The 19019-nt window shown below is 58.3% G+C and carries 18 protein-coding genes; all 18 read left to right on the forward strand.

What is annotated here, in order from left to right; all coding sequences use genetic code 11:
- The first annotated feature begins 18 nt into the window (after positions 1-18).
- The 18 genes from trpD to der all read left to right on the forward strand — a co-directional run bounded on the left by trpD (position 19) and on the right by der (position 19005).
- Entirely contained in the window at positions 19-1053 is a 1035-nt protein-coding gene (gene trpD, locus BR83_RS0109030; protein WP_027356811.1) for an anthranilate phosphoribosyltransferase, read from the forward strand.
- Positions 1050-1850, forward strand: a complete 801-nt coding sequence (trpC, locus tag BR83_RS0109035) for an indole-3-glycerol phosphate synthase TrpC (protein WP_027356812.1) — start codon at positions 1050-1052, stop codon at positions 1848-1850. Before trpD ends, trpC begins: the two co-directional genes overlap by 4 nt.
- The gene (locus BR83_RS0109040) at positions 1838-2473 is read left to right on the forward strand and encodes a phosphoribosylanthranilate isomerase (RefSeq protein WP_027356813.1); all 636 of its coding nucleotides are present in this window, start codon (positions 1838-1840) and stop codon (positions 2471-2473) included. The genes trpC and BR83_RS0109040 overlap by 13 nt, the downstream gene beginning before the upstream one ends.
- A 56-nt stretch (positions 2474-2529) precedes the next feature.
- Complete coding sequence (gene trpB / locus BR83_RS0109045; protein WP_027356814.1) at positions 2530-3729, forward strand: tryptophan synthase subunit beta; 1200 nt, start codon at positions 2530-2532, stop codon at positions 3727-3729.
- Positions 3726-4553: a tryptophan synthase subunit alpha gene (gene trpA / locus BR83_RS0109050; RefSeq protein WP_027356815.1), complete on the forward strand. Its 828-nt coding sequence runs from the start codon at positions 3726-3728 to the stop codon at positions 4551-4553. The genes trpB and trpA overlap by 4 nt, the downstream gene beginning before the upstream one ends.
- Before the next feature lie 13 nt (positions 4554-4566).
- On the forward strand, positions 4567-5397 hold the full coding sequence (gene aroF, locus BR83_RS15530; protein WP_051618076.1) for a 3-deoxy-7-phosphoheptulonate synthase: 831 nt from the start codon (positions 4567-4569) through the stop codon (positions 5395-5397).
- A 175-nt stretch (positions 5398-5572) separates the two neighbouring features.
- On the forward strand, positions 5573-6607 hold the full coding sequence (aroF, locus tag BR83_RS0109060; RefSeq protein ID WP_027356816.1) for a 3-deoxy-7-phosphoheptulonate synthase: 1035 nt from the start codon (positions 5573-5575) through the stop codon (positions 6605-6607).
- The gene (locus tag BR83_RS0109065; RefSeq protein ID WP_027356817.1) at positions 6600-7694 is read left to right on the forward strand and encodes a prephenate dehydrogenase; all 1095 of its coding nucleotides are present in this window, start codon (positions 6600-6602) and stop codon (positions 7692-7694) included. Before aroF (BR83_RS0109060) ends, BR83_RS0109065 begins: the two co-directional genes overlap by 8 nt.
- 124 nt (positions 7695-7818) lie before the next feature.
- Positions 7819-9111 (forward strand): 3-phosphoshikimate 1-carboxyvinyltransferase, encoded by a 1293-nt coding sequence (aroA, locus tag BR83_RS0109070; RefSeq protein ID WP_027356818.1) that lies wholly within the window; start codon positions 7819-7821, stop codon positions 9109-9111.
- 113 nt (positions 9112-9224) lie between these two features.
- Positions 9225-9902 carry a (d)CMP kinase gene (gene cmk, locus BR83_RS0109075; RefSeq protein ID WP_027356819.1) on the forward strand — a complete coding sequence of 226 codons (678 nt, stop codon included), beginning with the start codon at positions 9225-9227 and terminating at the stop codon, positions 9900-9902.
- Positions 9902-10480, forward strand: coding sequence for a lysophospholipid acyltransferase family protein (locus tag BR83_RS0109080; RefSeq protein WP_027356820.1), 579 nt, complete (start codon positions 9902-9904; stop codon positions 10478-10480). The genes cmk and BR83_RS0109080 overlap by 1 nt, the downstream gene beginning before the upstream one ends.
- A 15-nt stretch (positions 10481-10495) precedes the next feature.
- Positions 10496-12715 carry a bifunctional 4-hydroxy-3-methylbut-2-enyl diphosphate reductase/30S ribosomal protein S1 gene (locus tag BR83_RS0109085; protein WP_027356821.1) on the forward strand — a complete coding sequence of 740 codons (2220 nt, stop codon included), beginning with the start codon at positions 10496-10498 and terminating at the stop codon, positions 12713-12715.
- 113 nt (positions 12716-12828) lie between these two features.
- Positions 12829-13593 (forward strand): DUF1614 domain-containing protein, encoded by a 765-nt coding sequence (locus tag BR83_RS0109090; protein ID WP_027356822.1) that lies wholly within the window; start codon positions 12829-12831, stop codon positions 13591-13593.
- Positions 13590-14873 carry a stage II sporulation protein P gene (spoIIP, locus tag BR83_RS0109095; RefSeq protein ID WP_027356823.1) on the forward strand — a complete coding sequence of 428 codons (1284 nt, stop codon included), beginning with the start codon at positions 13590-13592 and terminating at the stop codon, positions 14871-14873. The genes BR83_RS0109090 and spoIIP overlap by 4 nt, the downstream gene beginning before the upstream one ends.
- Before the next feature lie 12 nt (positions 14874-14885).
- Positions 14886-15776: a YIEGIA family protein gene (locus BR83_RS0109100; RefSeq protein WP_027356824.1), complete on the forward strand. Its 891-nt coding sequence runs from the start codon at positions 14886-14888 to the stop codon at positions 15774-15776.
- Positions 15777-15797: 21 nt separating this feature from the next.
- Positions 15798-15980 (forward strand): capping complex subunit for YIEGIA, encoded by a 183-nt coding sequence (locus BR83_RS0109105; protein ID WP_027356825.1) that lies wholly within the window; start codon positions 15798-15800, stop codon positions 15978-15980.
- A gap of 354 nt (positions 15981-16334) precedes the next feature.
- Positions 16335-17651: a DUF512 domain-containing protein gene (locus tag BR83_RS0109110; RefSeq protein ID WP_322786313.1), complete on the forward strand. Its 1317-nt coding sequence runs from the start codon at positions 16335-16337 to the stop codon at positions 17649-17651.
- A gap of 40 nt (positions 17652-17691) precedes the next feature.
- Positions 17692-19005, forward strand: coding sequence for a ribosome biogenesis GTPase Der (gene der / locus BR83_RS0109115; protein ID WP_027356827.1), 1314 nt, complete (start codon positions 17692-17694; stop codon positions 19003-19005).
- Positions 19006-19019: the final 14 nt, after the last annotated feature.

Here is a 19019-nt window from a genome sequence, read left to right on the forward strand (position 1 = left end):
GCTGAGGGGAGATTGAGTATGATTAAAGAAGCCATTGGCCGTGTGGTGGCCGGGGAGAGCTTGAGTGAGAGCGAAGCGGAGCGGGTAATGGATGAAATCATGACCGGGCAGGCCAGCCCGGCGCAAATTGCCGCGCTTTTGACTGCCATGCGTTTAAAAGGGGAGACCATAGAGGAAATTACCGGTTTCGCCAGATCCATGCGCCGTCATGCCACGCCGGTACGTTCCAGGCACCCCGTGGTGGTGGATACCTGTGGTACGGGAGGGGACGGCGCCGGTACTTTTAATATTTCTACCATTGCTGCCCTGGTGCTGGCCGGAGCGGGAGTTCCGGTGGCCAAGCACGGCAACCGTTCCGTATCGAGCCGCTGCGGGTCAGCCGATGTGCTGGAGGCGCTGGGGGTGAATCTGGAGTTATCTCCTGCGGAACTGGAGGAATGCCTGGATAAGGTGGGCATAACCTTCCTTTTTGCGCCGGCCCTGCACAGGGCGATGAAACACGCTGCAGGTCCCCGGCGGGAAATAGGTATTCGTACGGTTTTTAACGTGCTCGGCCCCCTGACAAATCCAGCCGGGGCCAAAGTTCAGATCGTGGGGGTATACAGCGCCGGACTGGTGCCCGTAATTGCCCGGGTGCTGGCCCGCCTGGGGACCAGACGTGCCTTTGTAGTCCACGGGGCCGGGGGGCTGGATGAAATATCCCCGGTCGGGCCGGCAGTGGTGGCCGAAGTGCGGGAGGGGGATATCCGGGAGTACTCCCTGGACCCGGCGGATTATGGTTTTGCGTATACTCCCGTGGAATCCCTGGCCGGGGGTAATCCGGAATTTAATGCCGCGCTGGCCAGGGAAATACTGCGGGGCGCCCGGGGTCCCTGCCGGGATACTGTACTCTTAAACGCCGCTTTAGGGCTGGTTGCCGCCGGCAGGGCGGAAGATCTTGGCAGGGGACTGGAACTGGCTGCTGCCAGTATAGATAGCGGTGCTGCTGCCGGCAAGCTGGAGGAGTTAATAGCCTTTACCCGCCGGGCCGGCCGGCAGGTGATCAGCCTTTGATTCTGGAAAAAATTATCGCCCATAAGCGCCGGGAGGTTGAATGCCGGCGCGCTATCAGGCCCCTTGCCTGGCTTGCCGGTCGGGTTCAGCTGCCTGGAGCTACCAGATCGCTGCGTGACCACCTGCGCCGCCCGGGAAAAGTAACCCTTATAGCTGAGATTAAACGCGCCTCGCCCTCCAAAGGCTGGCTGGCAAGGGGTATGAAGCCGGTGGAAGTGGCCCGGATTTATACCCGGGCCGGTGCCGCTGCCATTTCCATACTTACCGATAACCATTTTTTCCGGGGGCACCGCCTGATTCTGCCCCTGGTGCGCCGTGAAACTTCCCTGCCTCTTTTATACAAGGACTTTATCATCGACCCCTACCAGATCTATGAAGCCCGCTGCCTGGGGGCGGATGCCATCCTGCTGATTGTGGCGGCACTGGATGACCGCCAGCTATCCTCCTTTCAGGCCCTGGCGGCGGAGCTTGGCCTGAGCTGCCTGGTGGAGGTGCATACTGCGGAAGAACTGGAGCGGGCCCGGGCCTCCGGGGCCTCCATAATTGGCATCAACAACCGGGACCTGCGCACGTTTTCTGTTGATCTCAGCACTACTTTCCGTTTGCGGGAGAAAATTACCGATCCGGGTGTGGTGGTGGTCAGCGAAAGTGGTATTAATTCCAGGGAGGATATGCTGGCTCTGGCCCGCTACCGGGTCGATGCGGCCCTGGTGGGCGAGGCGCTGGTCAAAGCCGGGGATATGGAGCGTAAGGTGAAAGAACTGCTGGGGGAGGGTGTCCTTCCATGGTCAGGATAAAAATCTGTGGTATTACCGATATTTCCGGCGCCCTTGCGGCTGCGGAAGCCGGAGCAGACGCCCTTGGCTTTGTCTTTGCCCCCGGCCCCCGTCGCATTACCCCGGTGGAAGCGCGGCTTATTTGCAGGGAACTGCCGCCCTTCATTACCCGGGTGGGAGTGTTTGTGGATGCTCCCCTGGAGGAAGTCAGGACGGTGGCGGATTACTGCGGGCTGGATGTGATCCAGTTGCACGGCAACGAGCCGGTGGATTACTGCCGCGCTGTTGGTCGCAGGGTGATCAAGGCTTTCCGGGTGGGTGGTGAATTAAAAATAGATCCGCAGGTGGTATCCGGTTACCCGGCAGATGCTATTTTGCTCGATACCTTTGTGGCCGGCCGGAAAGGCGGCACCGGGCAGCCCTTTGACTGGCACCTGGCTGCCGGCCTGAAACTACCCCGCCCCCTCATTCTGGCGGGTGGCCTGACGCCGGAGAACGTGGGCCGGGCCGTGGATCTGGTGCGACCCTATGGAGTGGACGTCAGCAGTGGCGTGGAAAAGGAGGGCCGGCCGGGGAAAAAGGACCCGGAGAAAATCCGCCGCTTCATTGCTGCCGCCCGGGCTTCCGGCAGGAGCCCGGCGTGAATTAAGGCAATTGACAGCAACATAACCCTTACCGTGTGGAAGGAGAGGGGAAAATTATGTCACTACCAGATGAGCGGGGCTATTTTGGGCCCTTCGGGGGTCGTTACGTGCCGGAAACCCTCATGCCGGCCCTGGAGGAACTGACTTCGGCCTACCTGGATGTGCGGCAGGACCCGTCTTTCTGGCAGGAACTGGATTATTACCTGCAGCAGTATGTGGGCCGGCCCTCACCGTTATATTTTGCCCGCCGCCTGAGCGAATACTGCCGGGGGGCCAGGATTTATCTTAAGAGGGAGGATCTCAATCATACGGGTGCACATAAGATAAACAACACCATTGGCCAGGTTCTCCTGGCCCGGCGGATGGGCAAGAAGCGCATTATAGCCGAAACGGGTGCCGGCCAGCACGGGGTGGCTACGGCCACCGCTGCCGCCCTTTTTGGCATGGAATGTGCCGTGTACATGGGTGAAGAGGATATGGCCCGCCAGTCCCTGAACGTTTTCCGCATGCGTATTCTGGGTGCTTCAGTGATCGGGGTGTCCGCTGGAAGCCGTACCCTGAAAGATGCCATGAATGAAGCCATGCGGGACTGGGTAACCAACGTTGATACCACTTATTACCTGATTGGCTCTGTGGCCGGCCCCCATCCCTACCCCATGATGGTACGGGATTTTCAGCGCGTCATAGGAGTGGAAACCCGCCGGCAGGTACAGGAGCAAACCGGCAGGCTGCCCGATGTGATTATAGCCTGCGTGGGGGGAGGAAGCAATGCCATGGGCATATTCCACCCCTTCCTTGAAGAGGAGGAGGTAAAACTGGTGGGGGTGGAGGCGGCCGGCTGCGGGCTGGAAACGGGTAAGCATGCTGCCACCCTTAACCGGGGCCGCCCGGGTGTTTTGCACGGCTCGAAGAGCTACGTTTTGCAGGATGAAGACGGCCAGATCAGGCTGGCCCACTCCATTTCCGCCGGGCTGGATTATCCCGGTGTTGGCCCGGAGCACAGCTATCTCAAAGAATCGGGCCGGGTTATTTATACGGCTGTGACCGATGGGGAAGCCCTGGAAGCTTTTCAATTGCTCTGCCGCACGGAAGGGATCATTCCGGCGCTGGAAAGCGCCCATGCCCTGGCCCAGGCCGTAAAAATAGCCGCAGAAATGCCCCGGGAGGCCATCATCGTGGTGAACCTCTCCGGCCGGGGAGACAAGGATGTGGAGACTGTGGCCCGCATCCTGGAAGGGGGGAAGGGGAAATTATGACTGCAAACCGTATTACCGCGAAGTTTTCTGCCCTGGCCCGGGAGAGGAAAAAAGGGCTCATCACTTATATTACTGCCGGGTATCCAGACCTGAGCACAACTGCCGGGCTCATCATGTCCATGGTGGAAGCCGGGGCCGACCTGGTGGAAGTGGGTATCCCTTTTTCGGATCCCGTAGCCGACGGCCCGGTAATCCAGCGGGCCTCCGCCCGGGCTCTGGCCGGGGGCATAAGGGTCAGGGACATTTTAAGCCTGTGCGCCGGTATCCGGCAGAAAACGGGCATTCCCCTCATTGTGATGACTTACTATAATCCCGTATATCAGTACGGGCTGGAGCAGTTTACCCGGGATGCTGCCGGGGCCGGGATAGATGGCCTGATCGTGCCCGACCTGCCCGTTGAAGAGAGCGGGGAATTGCTGGGGCATGCCGATCATTACGGTCTTGCCCTCGTACCACTGGTGGCTCCCACCACCACCGAAAAAAGAATGGCCGTTATTGCCTCTGCGGCCCGGGGGTTTGTGTACTGCGTTTCCGTTACCGGAGTAACCGGTGCCAGGGAGGAGATCAACACCAATCTGGCGAAATTCATGCAAGCAGTACGCAGGCGTATTCATCTGCCCTGCGCCATTGGTTTTGGTATTGCCGGCCCGGTGCAGGCTGCGGCGGTGGCACCGTACTGCGACGCCGTGGTTGTGGGTAGTGCCATCGTCGAGCTGGTGGACCGGGCGGGTACGGGCGACCCGGCTCCGTTGGTGGCCGCCCTGGTCAAGGAGATTAAATCTGCTCTTGAAAATTGCCGTGATCTAACCTCAAAGGTTATGTAAGGGGGTACACATCTTGCCTGCCTACCAGCTGGCCAGCCGGGAATATCAACAGGAGGATACGGTTGTCGAACTCAAAACCTGCCGCATTGGAAGCGGCCAGGTGATAATAATTGCCGGCCCCTGTGCCGTGGAAAGCGAAGAGCAGATGCTGGGGCTGGCTTCGACCCTCAAGGAGATGGGCGTCCATATCCTCAGGGGTGGAGCTTTCAAGCCCCGTACCTCTCCCTATTCTTTCCAGGGGCTGGGTGAGGAAGGACTGCGTATTTTAGCGCGGGCCCGGGAATTGACCGGCCTGCCCGTGGTTACTGAAGTTACCGATGTGCGTAACCTGGACATGGTTTTAAAATATGCGGATATACTCCAGATAGGCAGTCGCAACATGCAGAACTTTGATTTGCTGCGGGAAGTGGGCAGGGTGCATCGTCCCGTATTGCTTAAAAGGGGGCTTGCCGCCACCATTGAGGAGTGGCTGCTGGCGGCGGAATACATACTGGCGGAAGGTAACCGGAGTGTAATCCTCTGTGAACGGGGTATACGCACCTATGAAACCTATACCCGTAACACCCTGGATATAAGCGCCATTCCGGCTATTAAGGAACTCTCCCACCTGCCTGTAATTGCCGATCCCAGCCACGGTACGGGGCGGCGCTCCCTGGTGGCTCCCGTGGCCCGGGCGGCGGTGGCGGCGGGGGCTGACGGGTTAATGCTGGAAGTACACCCCTGTCCCGAGGAAGCCCTTTCCGACGGTCCCCAGTCCCTGCTTCCCGCACAGCTGGAACGCCTGCTGGCAGAACTGCGCCCCATGGCTGAAAGCCTTGGGCGCAGGTTATCCGGCCCCATGTAAAAAAAGCGTTGCCGCTTCAGGTAATCTGTGCTAAGATAAAACTGAGTTCAGTGCAGGATGGTAGTACGGCAGGGGAGGGATGTCCATGTCTTTTGATGGGTATTAAGGCACCTCCTTGGTGCCTTGTTCGTTTTCAGGGGAAAATAGCAGTATGGATAGGACGGAGGGGTAAAAAGTGATTGTTGTCATGCAGCAGGGTGCAACCCGTGACCAGGTGCATGCGGTCGTGGAGCGGCTGCAAAACAGCGGTTTTCTGGTGCATGTCTCCCAGGGGGTGGAGCGGACCATCATCGGGATTATTGGCGACCGCACCCGGCTGGAAGATACGGCTCTGGAGGCCATGCCCGGTGTGGAAAAGGTTATGCCGGTGCTTCAACCATATAAACTGGCCAGCCGGGCTTTTCATCCCGAGGACAGTGTGATTATGGTGGGAGATCTGGCCATTGGTGGAGAAACGGTTCATGTAATGGCCGGTCCCTGCGCGGTGGAAAGCCGGGAACAGCTGCTGGAGGCAGCCCGGCAGGTGAAGGCTGCCGGGGCTACTATTTTGAGAGGGGGCGCCTACAAACCCCGCACTTCCCCCTATTCATTCCAGGGACTGGAAGAGAAGGGTTTGCAGCTCCTGGCTGAGGCGCGGGAAGTTACCGGCCTGAAGGTGGTTACGGAAGTGATGGATGCCCGCACTCTTCCCCTGGTGGCGGAATATGCCGATATCCTGCAAATTGGTGCCCGGAACATGCAGAACTTTTTCCTCCTGCGGGAGGTGGGCCGGCTTGACAAACCGGTACTTTTGAAACGGGGACTTTCCTGCACCATTGAAGAATGGCTTATGGCGGCAGAATATATTATGTCCATGGGCAACCAGAGGGTTATCCTGTGTGAGCGGGGCATCCGGACCTTTGAAACCTATACGCGCAACACCCTGGATCTTTCTGCCGTGCCGGTGGTCAAACATTTCAGCCACCTGCCGGTGGTGGTCGATCCCAGCCACGGTACCGGCAAGTGGCAATTCGTGCCCACCATGGCCCGGGCAGCCGTTGCTGCCGGTGCCGACGGCCTTTTGATTGAGGTGCACCCCAACCCTGCGGAAGCCCTGTGCGACGGCCCGCAGTCCCTGACCCCGGAGAATTTTGCCCGGATGATGAAGGAGCTGCGCCGTGTGGCCAGGGCTGTCAACCGCCGGCTGGCCGGTGAGGACACCGATGTTTGACCGGGTGGTCATTATTGGCGTGGGTTTAATAGGCGGCTCCCTCGGGCTGGCCCTGCGCCGCCGTTCCCTGGCCCGGCGGGTGATAGGCGTGGATAAAAATCCCGAAAACCTCCGTTTGGCCATGGAGTCAGGGGCGGTGCATGAAACGACATGCGATCCCGCAGGTGCGGTGCGGGGCTCGGAACTGGTGGTTATTGCCACACCGGTGGGTGAAACCACGTCCGTGCTGAAGCAGCTGAGGAATTACCTGTCTTTCGGGGCGGTGGTCACCGATGTGGGCAGCACCAAGGTGGAGGTTTGTACCCGGGCGGCGGAAATGATGCCGCCGGGAACCTGGTTTGTTGGCGGCCACCCCATGGCCGGTTCGGAATATTCGGGTATGGCGGGGGGGGATCCCTACCTTTTTGAAAATGCCTTTTATATCATCACTCCCTTTCCGGATACTCCTGCCCGGGCCGTTGAGCGGGTGAAATTGCTGGCTGCCGGGGTGGGAGCCAGGGTCGTTCAGATGACGCCGGAGCAGCATGACCGGGCGGTGGCCGCTGTCAGCCATGTTCCCCACCTGGTGGCGGCGGCCCTGGTGAACACCCTGGTGGAGATGCCAGGGGGAGAGGATTTTCTCCCCCTGGGTGCCGGGGGATTCCGGGACACTACCCGCGTGGCGGCAGGTAATCCGTTGATGTGGCGGGACATATTTCTCTCCAACCGGGGAGCTGTGATTGAGGTTCTGGCCTGTTTCCGGCGGGAACTGGAACGCCTGGAAAGGGCCATCAGCGACCGCCGGGAAGAAGAGATCCTTGCCCTTTTAGAGCAGGCCAGCCGGGTGCGTAAAAAAATACCCGCCCGTATGCGGGGTTATCTGGGGTCCATGTTCGAAATAGTGGTGGGCGTTCCCGACCGGCCGGGAATGATTGCCGGGATAGCCGGTCTGCTGGGGGAAGCGGGTATTAACATCAGCGATATCGAGATCCTCCGGGTACGGGAGGGAGAAGGCGGTTCCATCCGCCTGGCCTTTGCCACCGCCGCCGGGCAGGAGGAAGCGGTGCGCATCTTAAGACAGGCCGGCTACCAGGTGGTTAAGCGCTAACAACAGGACATTTCTACCTTCCAGCCCGCTGCTTTTATTTATAGAATCATTTTTCCGGACATTGTTGACCTGCGGGTGCGTGTAAGCGCAGCAGGGGCTATGCACACAGAAAGGCAGGCGAAATATGAATCTGGAAATAACCCCACCCCGGGCGTTGCGGGGGAGCACCACAGTTCCCGGGGATAAGTCCATTTCCCACCGGGCGGCCATGCTGGGCGCCCTGGCCGAAGGTGAAACCTTAATTGAAAATTTTCTTATGGGGGCCGACTGCCTGGCCACAATAAAATGCCTGGCTGAAATGGGAGTATCCTTTACCGGGCCCGATGAGAAAGGACGGCTTACCGTGCACGGGCGCGGCCCGTCAGCCTTAAAGGAGCCGGGAGACGTGCTGGATGCGGGTAATTCCGGCACAACCATGCGCCTTCTCCTGGGCATACTGGCCGGGCTGCCCTTTTTCTCCGTTATTACCGGAGATGCTTCCCTGCGCCGCCGGCCCATGAAGCGGGTTACCGCTCCCCTGTCCCGGATGGGTGCCCGTATCTGGGGCCGCCGGGAGGCCAGCCTGGCTCCCCTGGCCGTTCAGGGTGGCGCACTGGAAGGCTGCAGTTTTTCCCTTCCCGTGGCCAGTGCCCAGGTGAAGTCGGCTCTCCTTCTGGCCGGCCTGCTGGCCAGGGGCGAGACGCGGGTTGTTGAACCGGTTCCGTCCCGGGATCACACGGAGCGCATGCTGCAGTTTTTCGGTGTGGAGGTAATTAAAGAGGGAACAGCCGTCACCATTAAAGGCGGCCAGGTTCTAACCGGGCGCCGGATTATGGTTCCCGGGGATATTTCCTCCGCGGCCTTTCTTATGGTGGCCGCGGCGGTAGTGCCCGGTTCCGATGTAACCATCCGGGGGGTGGGACTCAATCCCACCCGGGATGGGATAGTGGATGTGTTGAAGGCTATGGGCGCCGACCTGGAAATTACCAACCGTTACCGGCTTGCCAATGAACCGGTGGGCGATGTCCGGGTTCGTCATTCCCGGCTCAGGGGGGTAACCGTTGGTGGGGATATGATCCCCCGTCTTATAGATGAGATTCCCGTACTGGCCGTGGCTGGCGCCCTGGCAGAAGGAGAACTGGTGGTAAGGGATGCCGCGGAGCTGAAGGTGAAAGAAAGCAACCGTATCGATACCGTGGTGCAGGAGTTGAGGAAGTTTGGCGTGGAGGCAGAGGCGCTGCCCGACGGCCTGCGGGTACGGGGTGGCCGCCCCCTTACCGGAGCTTCATGTGCCAGCCATGGAGATCACCGCATAGCCATGGCTATGGCTGTAGCCGGGCTGGCCGCCCGGGGCAAAACGGTTATTCAGGACGCAGGGTGTATTGATGTTTCTTTTCCCGGATTTACCGGTATTTTGGGCTCCCTGCGGGTAGAATAATACCGGGATAGTTTTTCCCGGTTTATTTTTTTCTTTGTTATCTCTTGAAGGAAATATCAGTGCAGTGTCGAAATTAAAGAGGGTATTTGTGTTACTATAATAGGGAGATGGGCATGGTTAGCAGGCAGTCTATTGCCATTGACGGTCCGGCCGGGGCGGGTAAGAGTACGGTGGCCCGGGAGCTGGCCCGGAGGTTGGGCTGGCTGTACATTGATACAGGAGCCATGTACCGGGCCATAACCCTGAAAGCCCTGCGCCAGGGGTTGAACCTTAAAGATGAAAAATCATTGGAAGCACTGGCCAGGGAAAGCCGGATTGAAATGACCACCGACCCGGGTTGTGCAACGCGGATCTACCTGGATGGGGAAGATGTCACCCGGGCCATCCGGGAGCCGGAAGTATCCCGCCACGTATCCCTGGTAGCCAGGTTGCCCGGGGTACGGGAAGTTATGGTCCACCGCCAGCGGGAAATGGCTGAAAGCAAAAACGTGATTATGGATGGCCGGGACGTGGGTACGGTGGTTCTTCCAGACGCCGGTTTGAAAATTTTCCTTACTGCCTCGCCGGAAGCGCGGGCCAGGCGCCGGCAGCAGGATTTGCAGGCCCAGGGGCACCACGTTCCCCTGGACCTGCTCATCCGGGAAATCGCGGAACGGGACAGGCTGGATAGCAGCCGCCCGGTAGCACCGCTCATGCCTGCACCCGATGCCTGGGTTATTGATAGTTCGAATTTGAGCGTCGAGCAGGTAGTGGAGATGATAACTGCCCGGGTTCGGGGGAGGTTTTCCTGATGTTCTATCGCGTAGCCCGGGCCATCTGCCGGATAGTTCTTGCCCTTGTCCGCCGGTGGGAAGTGGTGGGAGCGCATCATCTCCCTCCTTCCGGGGGAGTGCTGGTGGTCAGCAACCACGTCAGCTACTGGGACCCCGTGGTGGTGGGATGTGCGCTGGACCGGCAGGTACATTTTATAGCCAAGGCCGAGTTATTCAATATACCCCTTCTCGGCCCGGTGATTAGAGCCCTGGGTGCTTTTCCGGTACGCCGCGGTGGTGGCGACAGGCAGGCTATCCGGCGGGCATTGGAGTTGCTAAAGCAGGGCCGGGTGGTGGGTATTTTTCCGGAGGGAACCAGGAGCAAAAGCGGTGAGCTCCTCGAACCACATATGGGGGCTGCCATGCTGGCCTTGCGGGCAAAAGTACCGGTACTGCCGGTAGCAGTGATTAATACCCGCGGCCTTTTCGGCAGGGTCAGGGTAAATATAGGCAAGCCGCTGGTATTTGAGTACAGCTCAGGCGGCCGGCCTGATTACCTGGCAGTCAGCCGGAAACTGATGCATGAGATTGCCAGGTTAATGAACAGCGGGAAGTAAGTCGGTGATTTTTCAATGCAAGTGCGGCGGTCGGCGGAAGCAGGTTTTTGTTTTGGTGTAAAAAGGGCTTTAAAGCTGGCTATGGCTACGGCCAGGGAGCGGGACGGGCCGGTCTACTGCCTCGGTCCACTGATTCATAACCCCCAGGTAATGAATAAACTGGCGGCGGCGGGGATACAGGAGATAAGCAGGGTGGAGGAAGCCCGTCCCGGAGGGAAACTGATTATCCGCTCCCATGGCGTAGGCCCCGGCATTCTGGCCGCTGCCAGGAAACGCGATTTGAAGGTAGTGGATGCGACGTGCCCCTTTGTGGGCAGGGCACAGAAGCTGGCCCACTCTGAAGCTGCCAGCGGTACGCTGGTGGTGGTGGTGGGTGATAAGAACCATCCCGAGGTTCAGGGTATTGTGGACTGGACCGGTGGGCGGGCGGTAGTGGTGGAAGGGCCCCGGGAGGCCGAGAAGTTGCCGGCGATGGCCTGCATGGCCGTGCTGGCCCAGACCACCCAGCCGCTGGCCAACTTCCAGGCAGTGGTGGATGTCCTGCTGCAAAAAGTGGGACAATTAAAAGTATACAATACCATCTGTCATACCACCGGGGCCAGGCAACGGGCTACCCTGGAACTGGCCCGGGAGGTGGATGTGATGGTGGTGGTTGGTGGTGCGTCCAGCGCCAATACCCGCAAGCTGGCCGCCCTGTGCCGCCAGGCGGGTGTACCAACCTATCAGGTGGAAACCGCCCGGGAACTGGACCCCTCCTGGTTTAAAGGGGTGAAGGTGGCGGGATTGACAGCGGGGGCATCCACACCTGACTGGATTATAGAGGAGGTAGAACGACGGATGAAGGAGTTGGGCGAGATGGTAGCTGTGGAGGAAAACATTAAAGACACCAGTGTCGCTGGGGAGAAAGACCAGGTGGTATCCCCGGGCGGAGCCACCGGGGAAACCGCCGGGGAAGCTTCCCCTGCCGCCCAGGACACCACTGCCAGCGCCGCCGCCCGGGAAGCTGTGCAGGGTATACCCGCTGCCGACAGTACAACCGGTGAAACACCCGGTGCCGGGGAAAGTGCCGCGGAGACAGCCAGCGGCGAGGAAGGGATGAAAGAAGCCGTAGAGGTCAGGTCATTGCGGCCAGGGCAAATTGTGAAGGGCGTGGTGGTTCAGGTAGGTGCCGATGAGGTGCTGGTGGATGTCGGCGCCAAGTCGGAAGGCATAATTCCCCTGAGGGAATTGTCCTGCTACAGTGTAAGTTCCCCCGCGGATGTGGTAAAGGTCGGGGATGAAATAGAAGTTGCCGTTATTAAAGCTGAAGATAATGAGGGGCGGCTGATCCTCTCCAAGGAACGGGCCGATGCGGAGAGAGCCTGGGTGAAATTAAATGAGCACCTGGAAAACGGTGAGCCCGTCGAGGGCATCGTGCGGGAAGTGGTTAAAGGCGGTCTTCTGGTGGATGTGGGCTTGAGGGCCTTCCTGCCGGCCTCTCTGGTGGAAAGAGGTTACGTAGAAGACCTCAGCAAATATGTAGGGGAAAAGATCAGAGCCAAGGTAATCGAGTTAAACCGCAGCAGGCGGAAAGTTATCCTCTCCCGTAAGGCTGTGCTGGAAGAGGAAGCGGTGCGCAGGCGCCGGGAGTTGCTGGAAAGCCTGCAGGAAGGCCAGGTTGTGCGGGGCGTGGTTCGCCGGCTGACCAATTTTGGTGCCTTCGTGGACATTGGCGGCGTGGATGGGTTGCTGCATATATCGGAAATGGCCTGGTACCGGGTTAACCACCCTTCAGAAGTGGTAAATGTAGGCGACGAAGTGGACGTAATGGTTCTGCGGGTGGACCGGGAGAATGAAAAAGTTTCCCTGGGCTTAAAACAGGTGTTGCCCAACCCCTGGGATAATGTGGAGGAAAAATATCCCGTGGGCAGCATCGTGAAGGCCAAAGTGGTCAGGCTCGCACCGTTTGGAGCTTTTGTCCAGCTGGAGCCGGGAGTGGAAGGGCTGGTGCATATATCTCACCTGGCGGACCGGCATGTGGCCACTCCCGATGAAGTGGTTCAGGAAGGAGAAGAAGTTGAAGTTAAGGTGCTTAATGTGGATCGTGCTGAAAAACGAATCCGCCTTTCCATCCGGGAAGTCAACCGGGAGCGGGAAAGGGGGAGCCGGCGTGCCAAAGAGCCGGGCTACCAGCACAGCAGTGACGGTGCCAGCGTAACTATAGGGGAAGTGGTGGGAGATCTTTTTGAAAAATAAGCTTATTTCCGGTGGCAAAGCATAGTGGCGTGCAAAGCGCCACTTTTTTTTGTGCATATTTATACCTGGCCGGGGCACGCTAAAAAAAGCTTAAGTATAGAGGAGGATGGTACATGACCGGTTTTCCTGTGGGTATCACGGCACTGATAGTTATCTCCCTCTTGATCTTTTTCGGCCTGGCCCACCGGGCCCTGGATCGCATGCGCCTGACTGACCGGGGTGCCCTGGCCGTAATTGTGGCCATGATGGTGGGCAGTTTCATCTCCCTGCCCATTCCCGGCGGTCGTTACCCGGTTTCCATAAACGTCGGCGGCGGCCTGATCCCGCTGGGTTTGGCTATTTACCTGCTCTCCCGGGCGGGGACTGCTGCGGAGCGTATCCGTGCCCTGGTGGGGGCAGGGATAACCGCAGTAGTGGTCTATGCCGTAGGCTCCCTGGTAATGAGGGGTCTGCCCGAACCCGGAGGAAGGTATGAAATTCTGGATGCCCTGTGGCTTTATCCTCTGGTTGCCGGGCTGGTGGGTTACCTTGCCGGGCGTTCAAGACGGGCTGCCTTTGTTTCCGCCACGCTGGGGTTGCTGGTTCTGGATGTGGGTTACTATTTCTGGCTGGTCAGCCGCGGTGCCCCGGCAGGCCGGGTGGCTATTGGCGGCGCTGGCGCCTTCGATGCCATTGTGCTGGCCGGGATCCTGGCCGTGCTCCTGGCCGAAGTGGTAGGCGAGGTGAGAGAGCGCCTGCAGGGAGGACCGGTATCGAAAGGGCGGCCGGAAGCCTTGCTCAGGGCTTTGCGCAAACCGGAAATGGCTACCGTGGAGAATGGCGGGAACAGGATCGACAGGGAAAGTCCTGAGAATGACGAGGGGGGAACTTTAAAGTGACCGGGGCAAAAAGCAGGATTATCTGGGGAATCGGCCTGCTCCTGGTGGGAATATCCCTGCTCCTGGGGTTATCCGTTTCACGGCTTACCCGGCCGGTATGGTCGGTAACCACCTTCTTTAAAGAGGCAGAAAACGACCACCAGGTGGGCGTCGTCTATACTGTAAAGGACGAGCAGGGACGCGTGATCAGCCAGGCTTCCCGGCGGGTTACGGTGGGAGACGAAATTTTTACTGCTGAAGGCCGGCATTACCGGGTTACCGGGGTAAAGGGTAACACCGCTTACGCCCGTTATCTGGGAATGGACAGGGACCTGCTGGCCTATAATGAGTATTACAGTCACCTGGGCGTTCCCGCTGTCCGGATGATGGCCCGCAGTACCCGGCCGGTAGGTATTTACCACACCCACAGCGATGAATCCTATGTGCCCACAGACGGTTCGGAATCCATTCCCTTTAAGGGAGGTATTTACCAGGTGGGGGAAGCCCTGGTAAACCGCTTAAAGAACAGCGGTGTAAGGGTGGATTATGACAGGACCCCCCATGACCCCCATGACGATAACGCCTATTACCGTTCCCGGAGAACGGCTGTAAAATTGATGCAGAATAACCCCATTGCCATTTTTGACGTGCACAGGGACGGCATTTCCGATCCCAGCTATTACCAGCGTTATATTTCCAATGAGGATGTAGCCCAGACACGGCTGGTGGTGGGGCGGGAAAATCCGCGGATGCAGGCCAACCTTGATTTTGCCAAGAGGTTGATGTCCTACGCCAACAGCCTGCATAAACCGGTGGTTAAAGAAATATTTACCGCACAGGGCAATTATAACCAGGACCTGATGCCTACCGCCCTGCTCATCGAAGCGGGCACCCACACCAACACGAAGGGAGAGGCAGAGCGAGGCATCGCTCTTCTGGCCGATGCTGTGCCGGTTGTCCTGGGCCTCACCGGACCAGCCCCCGGGGGAGCACCCAAACCGGTTACCGACCGTACGGCGGGAACGCCCGGCAGCTGGAAGGCTCTGGGCTGGATCATTGCCCTGACCCTGCTGGGGGGAGGTGCGTTTCTGCTCATCAGTGCCGGAAGCTGGGACAGGGCCAAAAGCAGGTTAAGCGATTTCTTTGGCCGGGAATTTGCGAGTTTCTTCGCTCCCCGGCGGGCCCGAAAACCGGACCTGGATACCGCTGAAAAGGCAACCGAAACGCCGGCAGAAGGCCACCGGGATCCGGATGCGGGTGAGGCGGCCAGGGATCATCTGGAACGTATTCGCCAGGACTAGAGGTGGGGGAAATTGGAACATTACCTGGGCACCATCATAGCCGGGACAATGGCCGGTACGATAGCCAGGATGGTTATGCTGCACCTGGATTACCGCCAGTATCCCGGCTACCCTCATGGTTATCTTTCTCACCTTTTCCTGGGTTTTATCGCCTCTGCCCTGGGAGCGGTAGCCATTCCGGCTATTTTGAAACCGGATTATACCGCGGTAACTTTCCTGGCGCTGGCTGCCAGTCAGTTCCGGGAAATAAGGGGTATTGAAAGAAAAACCCTGGAACACCTGGATGAAAACGAACTGGTCAAGCGGGGCAGTGATTATATAGAAGGAATAGCCCGTACCTTTGAAGCCCGTAATTACCTGTCCATGGGCTGTGCCCTTTTGACCAGCATTGCCTATGAACTGGGGAGATTTCCGGCGGCCGTTCTTATTGCCTTACTTTCCATAATCTTTGTGCGCACATTTATGGCCGGGGAGACAGTGGGGGATATCTGCGAAGTCGTGCCGGCACGAATATGGTTTGACAATTCTATCCTGATGGTGGAAAACATCGGTTTTATCAATGTCGGCTTGAAGGAGATACGGGAGAAGATCCTGGCCGAGGGGCTGGCTGTTTTAATTATACCCAGGAATTCCGATGCCCGGGCCACCATTCACGATCTGGGGCAGCGCCAGGCCATAGCGCATACAGTTACGGTGCTTCTGGGAACCAAGAAAGACGTGGATATTCCAGAGTTCACCCCCCTTGCCCGTATTGATCCCGATAGCGGGGTGGTGGGGCTTTATACGGTACCCGTGGAAAGGGATCAGGATGCGTTAATCCTGGCGGTAAAGCGTACTCCCGTGCTGGAAAGCGCCCGTTCCAGGCCATTGAAAACTGAAGCGGGACGTATGGCCGCCAGGTAAACCGGCATGGATGGTGGTGTTATGGAAAACCGCATAATGGCTGTGGTAACTTTGAATATGGATATTGTGGCCGGGGGAGCGCCCATTTTTTTTGCCCGCAACCAGGAGGAGCAGGTGAAAATGGCCCGTTACCTGGCCCGTACCCTGGACGCCATGGTGCATGACCTGGAAAACGGCGTGTATATCATTGTGAAGCACGAATAACGAGACGGCGCTGGACAGCTATCCCCTGGCTTTTAGGTAAGATGTTTCGCCGCGGTTCGTTTCGGGCCGGTGACGGCCGTCCCTCGTCGCTCCAGTGCTCCGGGCCGGGCGAAACATCGGCTTGTCTCGGAGCGAACCTGGCAGCGTTGCATATGCGCCCGGTAGTTTTGCACTCGATGTAAAGATTAAGACACGCTGTATCCGTGACAAACAGAAGGCGAATTACCCTGAATCTTAGCTGCGGCATTCCAGTACTTGCGATTTGGTATGTTGTTACAATATAATACTGTTACGTATGCGTAACTTTTCCCAGTGTAATGTTACGTGTTCTAACGTTTTTCTATAAAGGTGACCATGATGACGGCACAGGGCCTGGTAATTGAAAAAGTAGCCCCGGGCAGTATTGCCGCGGAGTTGGGCGTGGAGCCAGGGGACCGGCTGGTGGCGGTAAACAACCAGCCGGTGGAAGATATCCTGGATTATCGCTTTTTAACCTGCGAGGAGGAACTGACGCTTACCCTGCTCAAAGCCGGCGGTGAAGAATGGCTCTGCGATGTGGAAAAGGATTTCGACGACGATCTGGGTCTGGAATTTGTTGACGGGGGCCTGGGACCCATCCGCCGCTGCCAGAACCGCTGTCTTTTCTGCTTTGTGGATCAAATGCCCCCGGGGCTGCGTCCCACCCTGTACGTGAAGGATGACGATTACCGCCTTTCTTTCCTGCACGGGAACTTCATTACCCTGACCGGCCTGAAGGAAAGGGATCTGGAGCGTATTATCAGGCTCAGGTTATCCCCCCTTTATATTTCCGTGCATACCACTAACCCTGCTTTGAGGGTGAAAATGCTTGGACATCCCCGGGCCGGGGAAATTATGGAGCAGTTGCGGCGGTTGGGCCAGGGGGGGATTGAGATGCATACCCAGGTGGTCCTTTGCCCGGGGATAAACGACGGCAGGGAGCTGGAACGTACGGTGGGCGACCTGATAAACCTCTGGCCGGCGGTGCGCTCTGTGGCCATTGTTCCGGTAGGGCTTACCCGTTACCGGGAAGGGTTGACCCCCCTGCGTACCTTTAACCGTGAAGAAGCAGTTGAGGTGGTGGAGCGGGTACAGTCGTGGCAGGATCATTGTCTGGAACGTTTCGCCCGGGCAATGGTCTATGCCAGCGATGAATTCTACCTGCTGGCCGGGAGGGAGATCCCCTCGGGACTGCGTTATGATGATTTTCCCCAGACGGAAAACGGTGTGGGACTGGTGCGCCTCTTTCTGGATGAATGGGAGCGGGTATCCAGGTCCCTGCCGCCATCGCTGCCCTCTTTACGCAGGGTGACCGTGGTTACAGGGGTGCTGGCGGAAAGTATCCTGGCGCCGGTTGTAGAAAGGCTGAATAAGGTTAATAACCTGGTTGTGAACCTGGCTGTCGTTCCCAGCGGTTTGTTTGGCCCTTCGGTAACTGTGGCCGGCCTTATTTCCGGGAAGGATATTGTGACAGCCCTGGAAGGCCGGGACAGGGGGCAGGCGTTAATCCTGCCTGCGGTTATGGTGCGCCAGCCGGAACAGGTCTTTCTCGACGGTATGACTGTGCAGGAATTGTCCGCCAGACTGGATTGCCCCGTGTTTGTGGTCGATGGACCTGCCGGACTGGTAGAAGTTTGTTTAAATTATCACTGATGCAGCAGTAAACTACGGAGAAAAAGGGAGGGCCCTCCCCTTGCCAAAACCGGTAGTAGCAATTGTAGGCCGTCCAAATGTGGGAAAATCCACCCTTTTTAACCGCCTGGTGGGAAATCGCGTCGCCATTGTGGAAGATGAACCCGGGATAACCCGCGACCGGCTCTACCGGGATGCGGAATGGGCCGGGCGCGTCTTCACCCTGGTGGATACCGGTGGACTGGATTTTGCAGGATCGGGTGACATTCCCCGTCAGGTGCGGCGGCAGGTTGAGCTGGCCATAGAGGAAGCGGATGTCATACTCTTTCTGGTGGACGCCCGGGCGGGATTGACCAGCACAGATGAGGATACAGCTGCCCTCTTGCGCCGAACCAGGAAACCGGTATTGCTGGTGGCCAACAAGGTGGAGGATTTCCAGCGCCCGGGCCAGCTGGCGGAATTTTACCGCCTGGGCCTGGGCGAGCCCATCCCCGTTTCGGCGGCACAGGGAATGAATACCGGGGATTTGCTGGACCGCCTGGTATCGGTTCTGCCACCCGAAACCGGGGAGGAAGAAGAAGCGGACACCATTCGCATTGCCGTTATCGGGCGGCCCAATGTGGGCAAGTCTTCCCTGGTCAATGCCATTCTGGGAGAAGAGCGGGTGATTGTCAGCGAAATTCCCGGGACCACCCGGGATGCCATTGACACCTGGTTTGAGCGGGAAGGGCAGCGCTACATCCTGGTGGATACGGCGGGCATCCGGCGGAAGAGCCGCATTGAAGAGGCTGTGGAGAAGTACAGTGTGATTCGCTCTTTCAAGGCCGTAGATCGCTGCGAGGTAGCCCTGGTGGTGCTGGATGCCCTGGAAGGGGTTACCGATCAGGATAAGCGTATAGCGGGTTATGCCCATGAACAGGGCAAGGCCAGCGTGCTGGTGGTCAACAAATGGGACCTGGTGAATAAGGATAGCCATACCTACCAGCGGTTTACCGAACTTATTCGCCGGGAACTGGCCTTCATGACCTACGCCCCGGTAGTTTTCGTTTCTGCACTTACCAGGAAGCGGATATCCAGGCTTCTGGAAATGGTGAACCTGGTGGCCCAACAGCAGTGTTTGCGCATCGGCACTTCAGATTTGAACAGGCTGATCAGGGATGCTGTTTTACGAAACCCGCCGCCTGCCGCTAAGAACAAACGCTTGAAAATATTTTATGCCACCCAGAGCGGGGTAAAGCCACCCACTTTCATCCTCTTTGTCAACGACCCGGAATTGATGCACTTTTCTTACCTGCGCTACCTGGAGAACCAGCTCCGGGCAGCCTTTGGCTTTGAAGGTACGCCCATCCGTTTCATCCTGCGGCAGCGGGATTGAAAAAGAAAAAGGGG

This window comes from Desulfofundulus thermocisternus DSM 10259 (genome assembly GCF_000686645.1).
Lineage (GTDB): Bacteria > Bacillota > Desulfotomaculia > Desulfotomaculales > Desulfovirgulaceae > Desulfofundulus > Desulfofundulus australicus.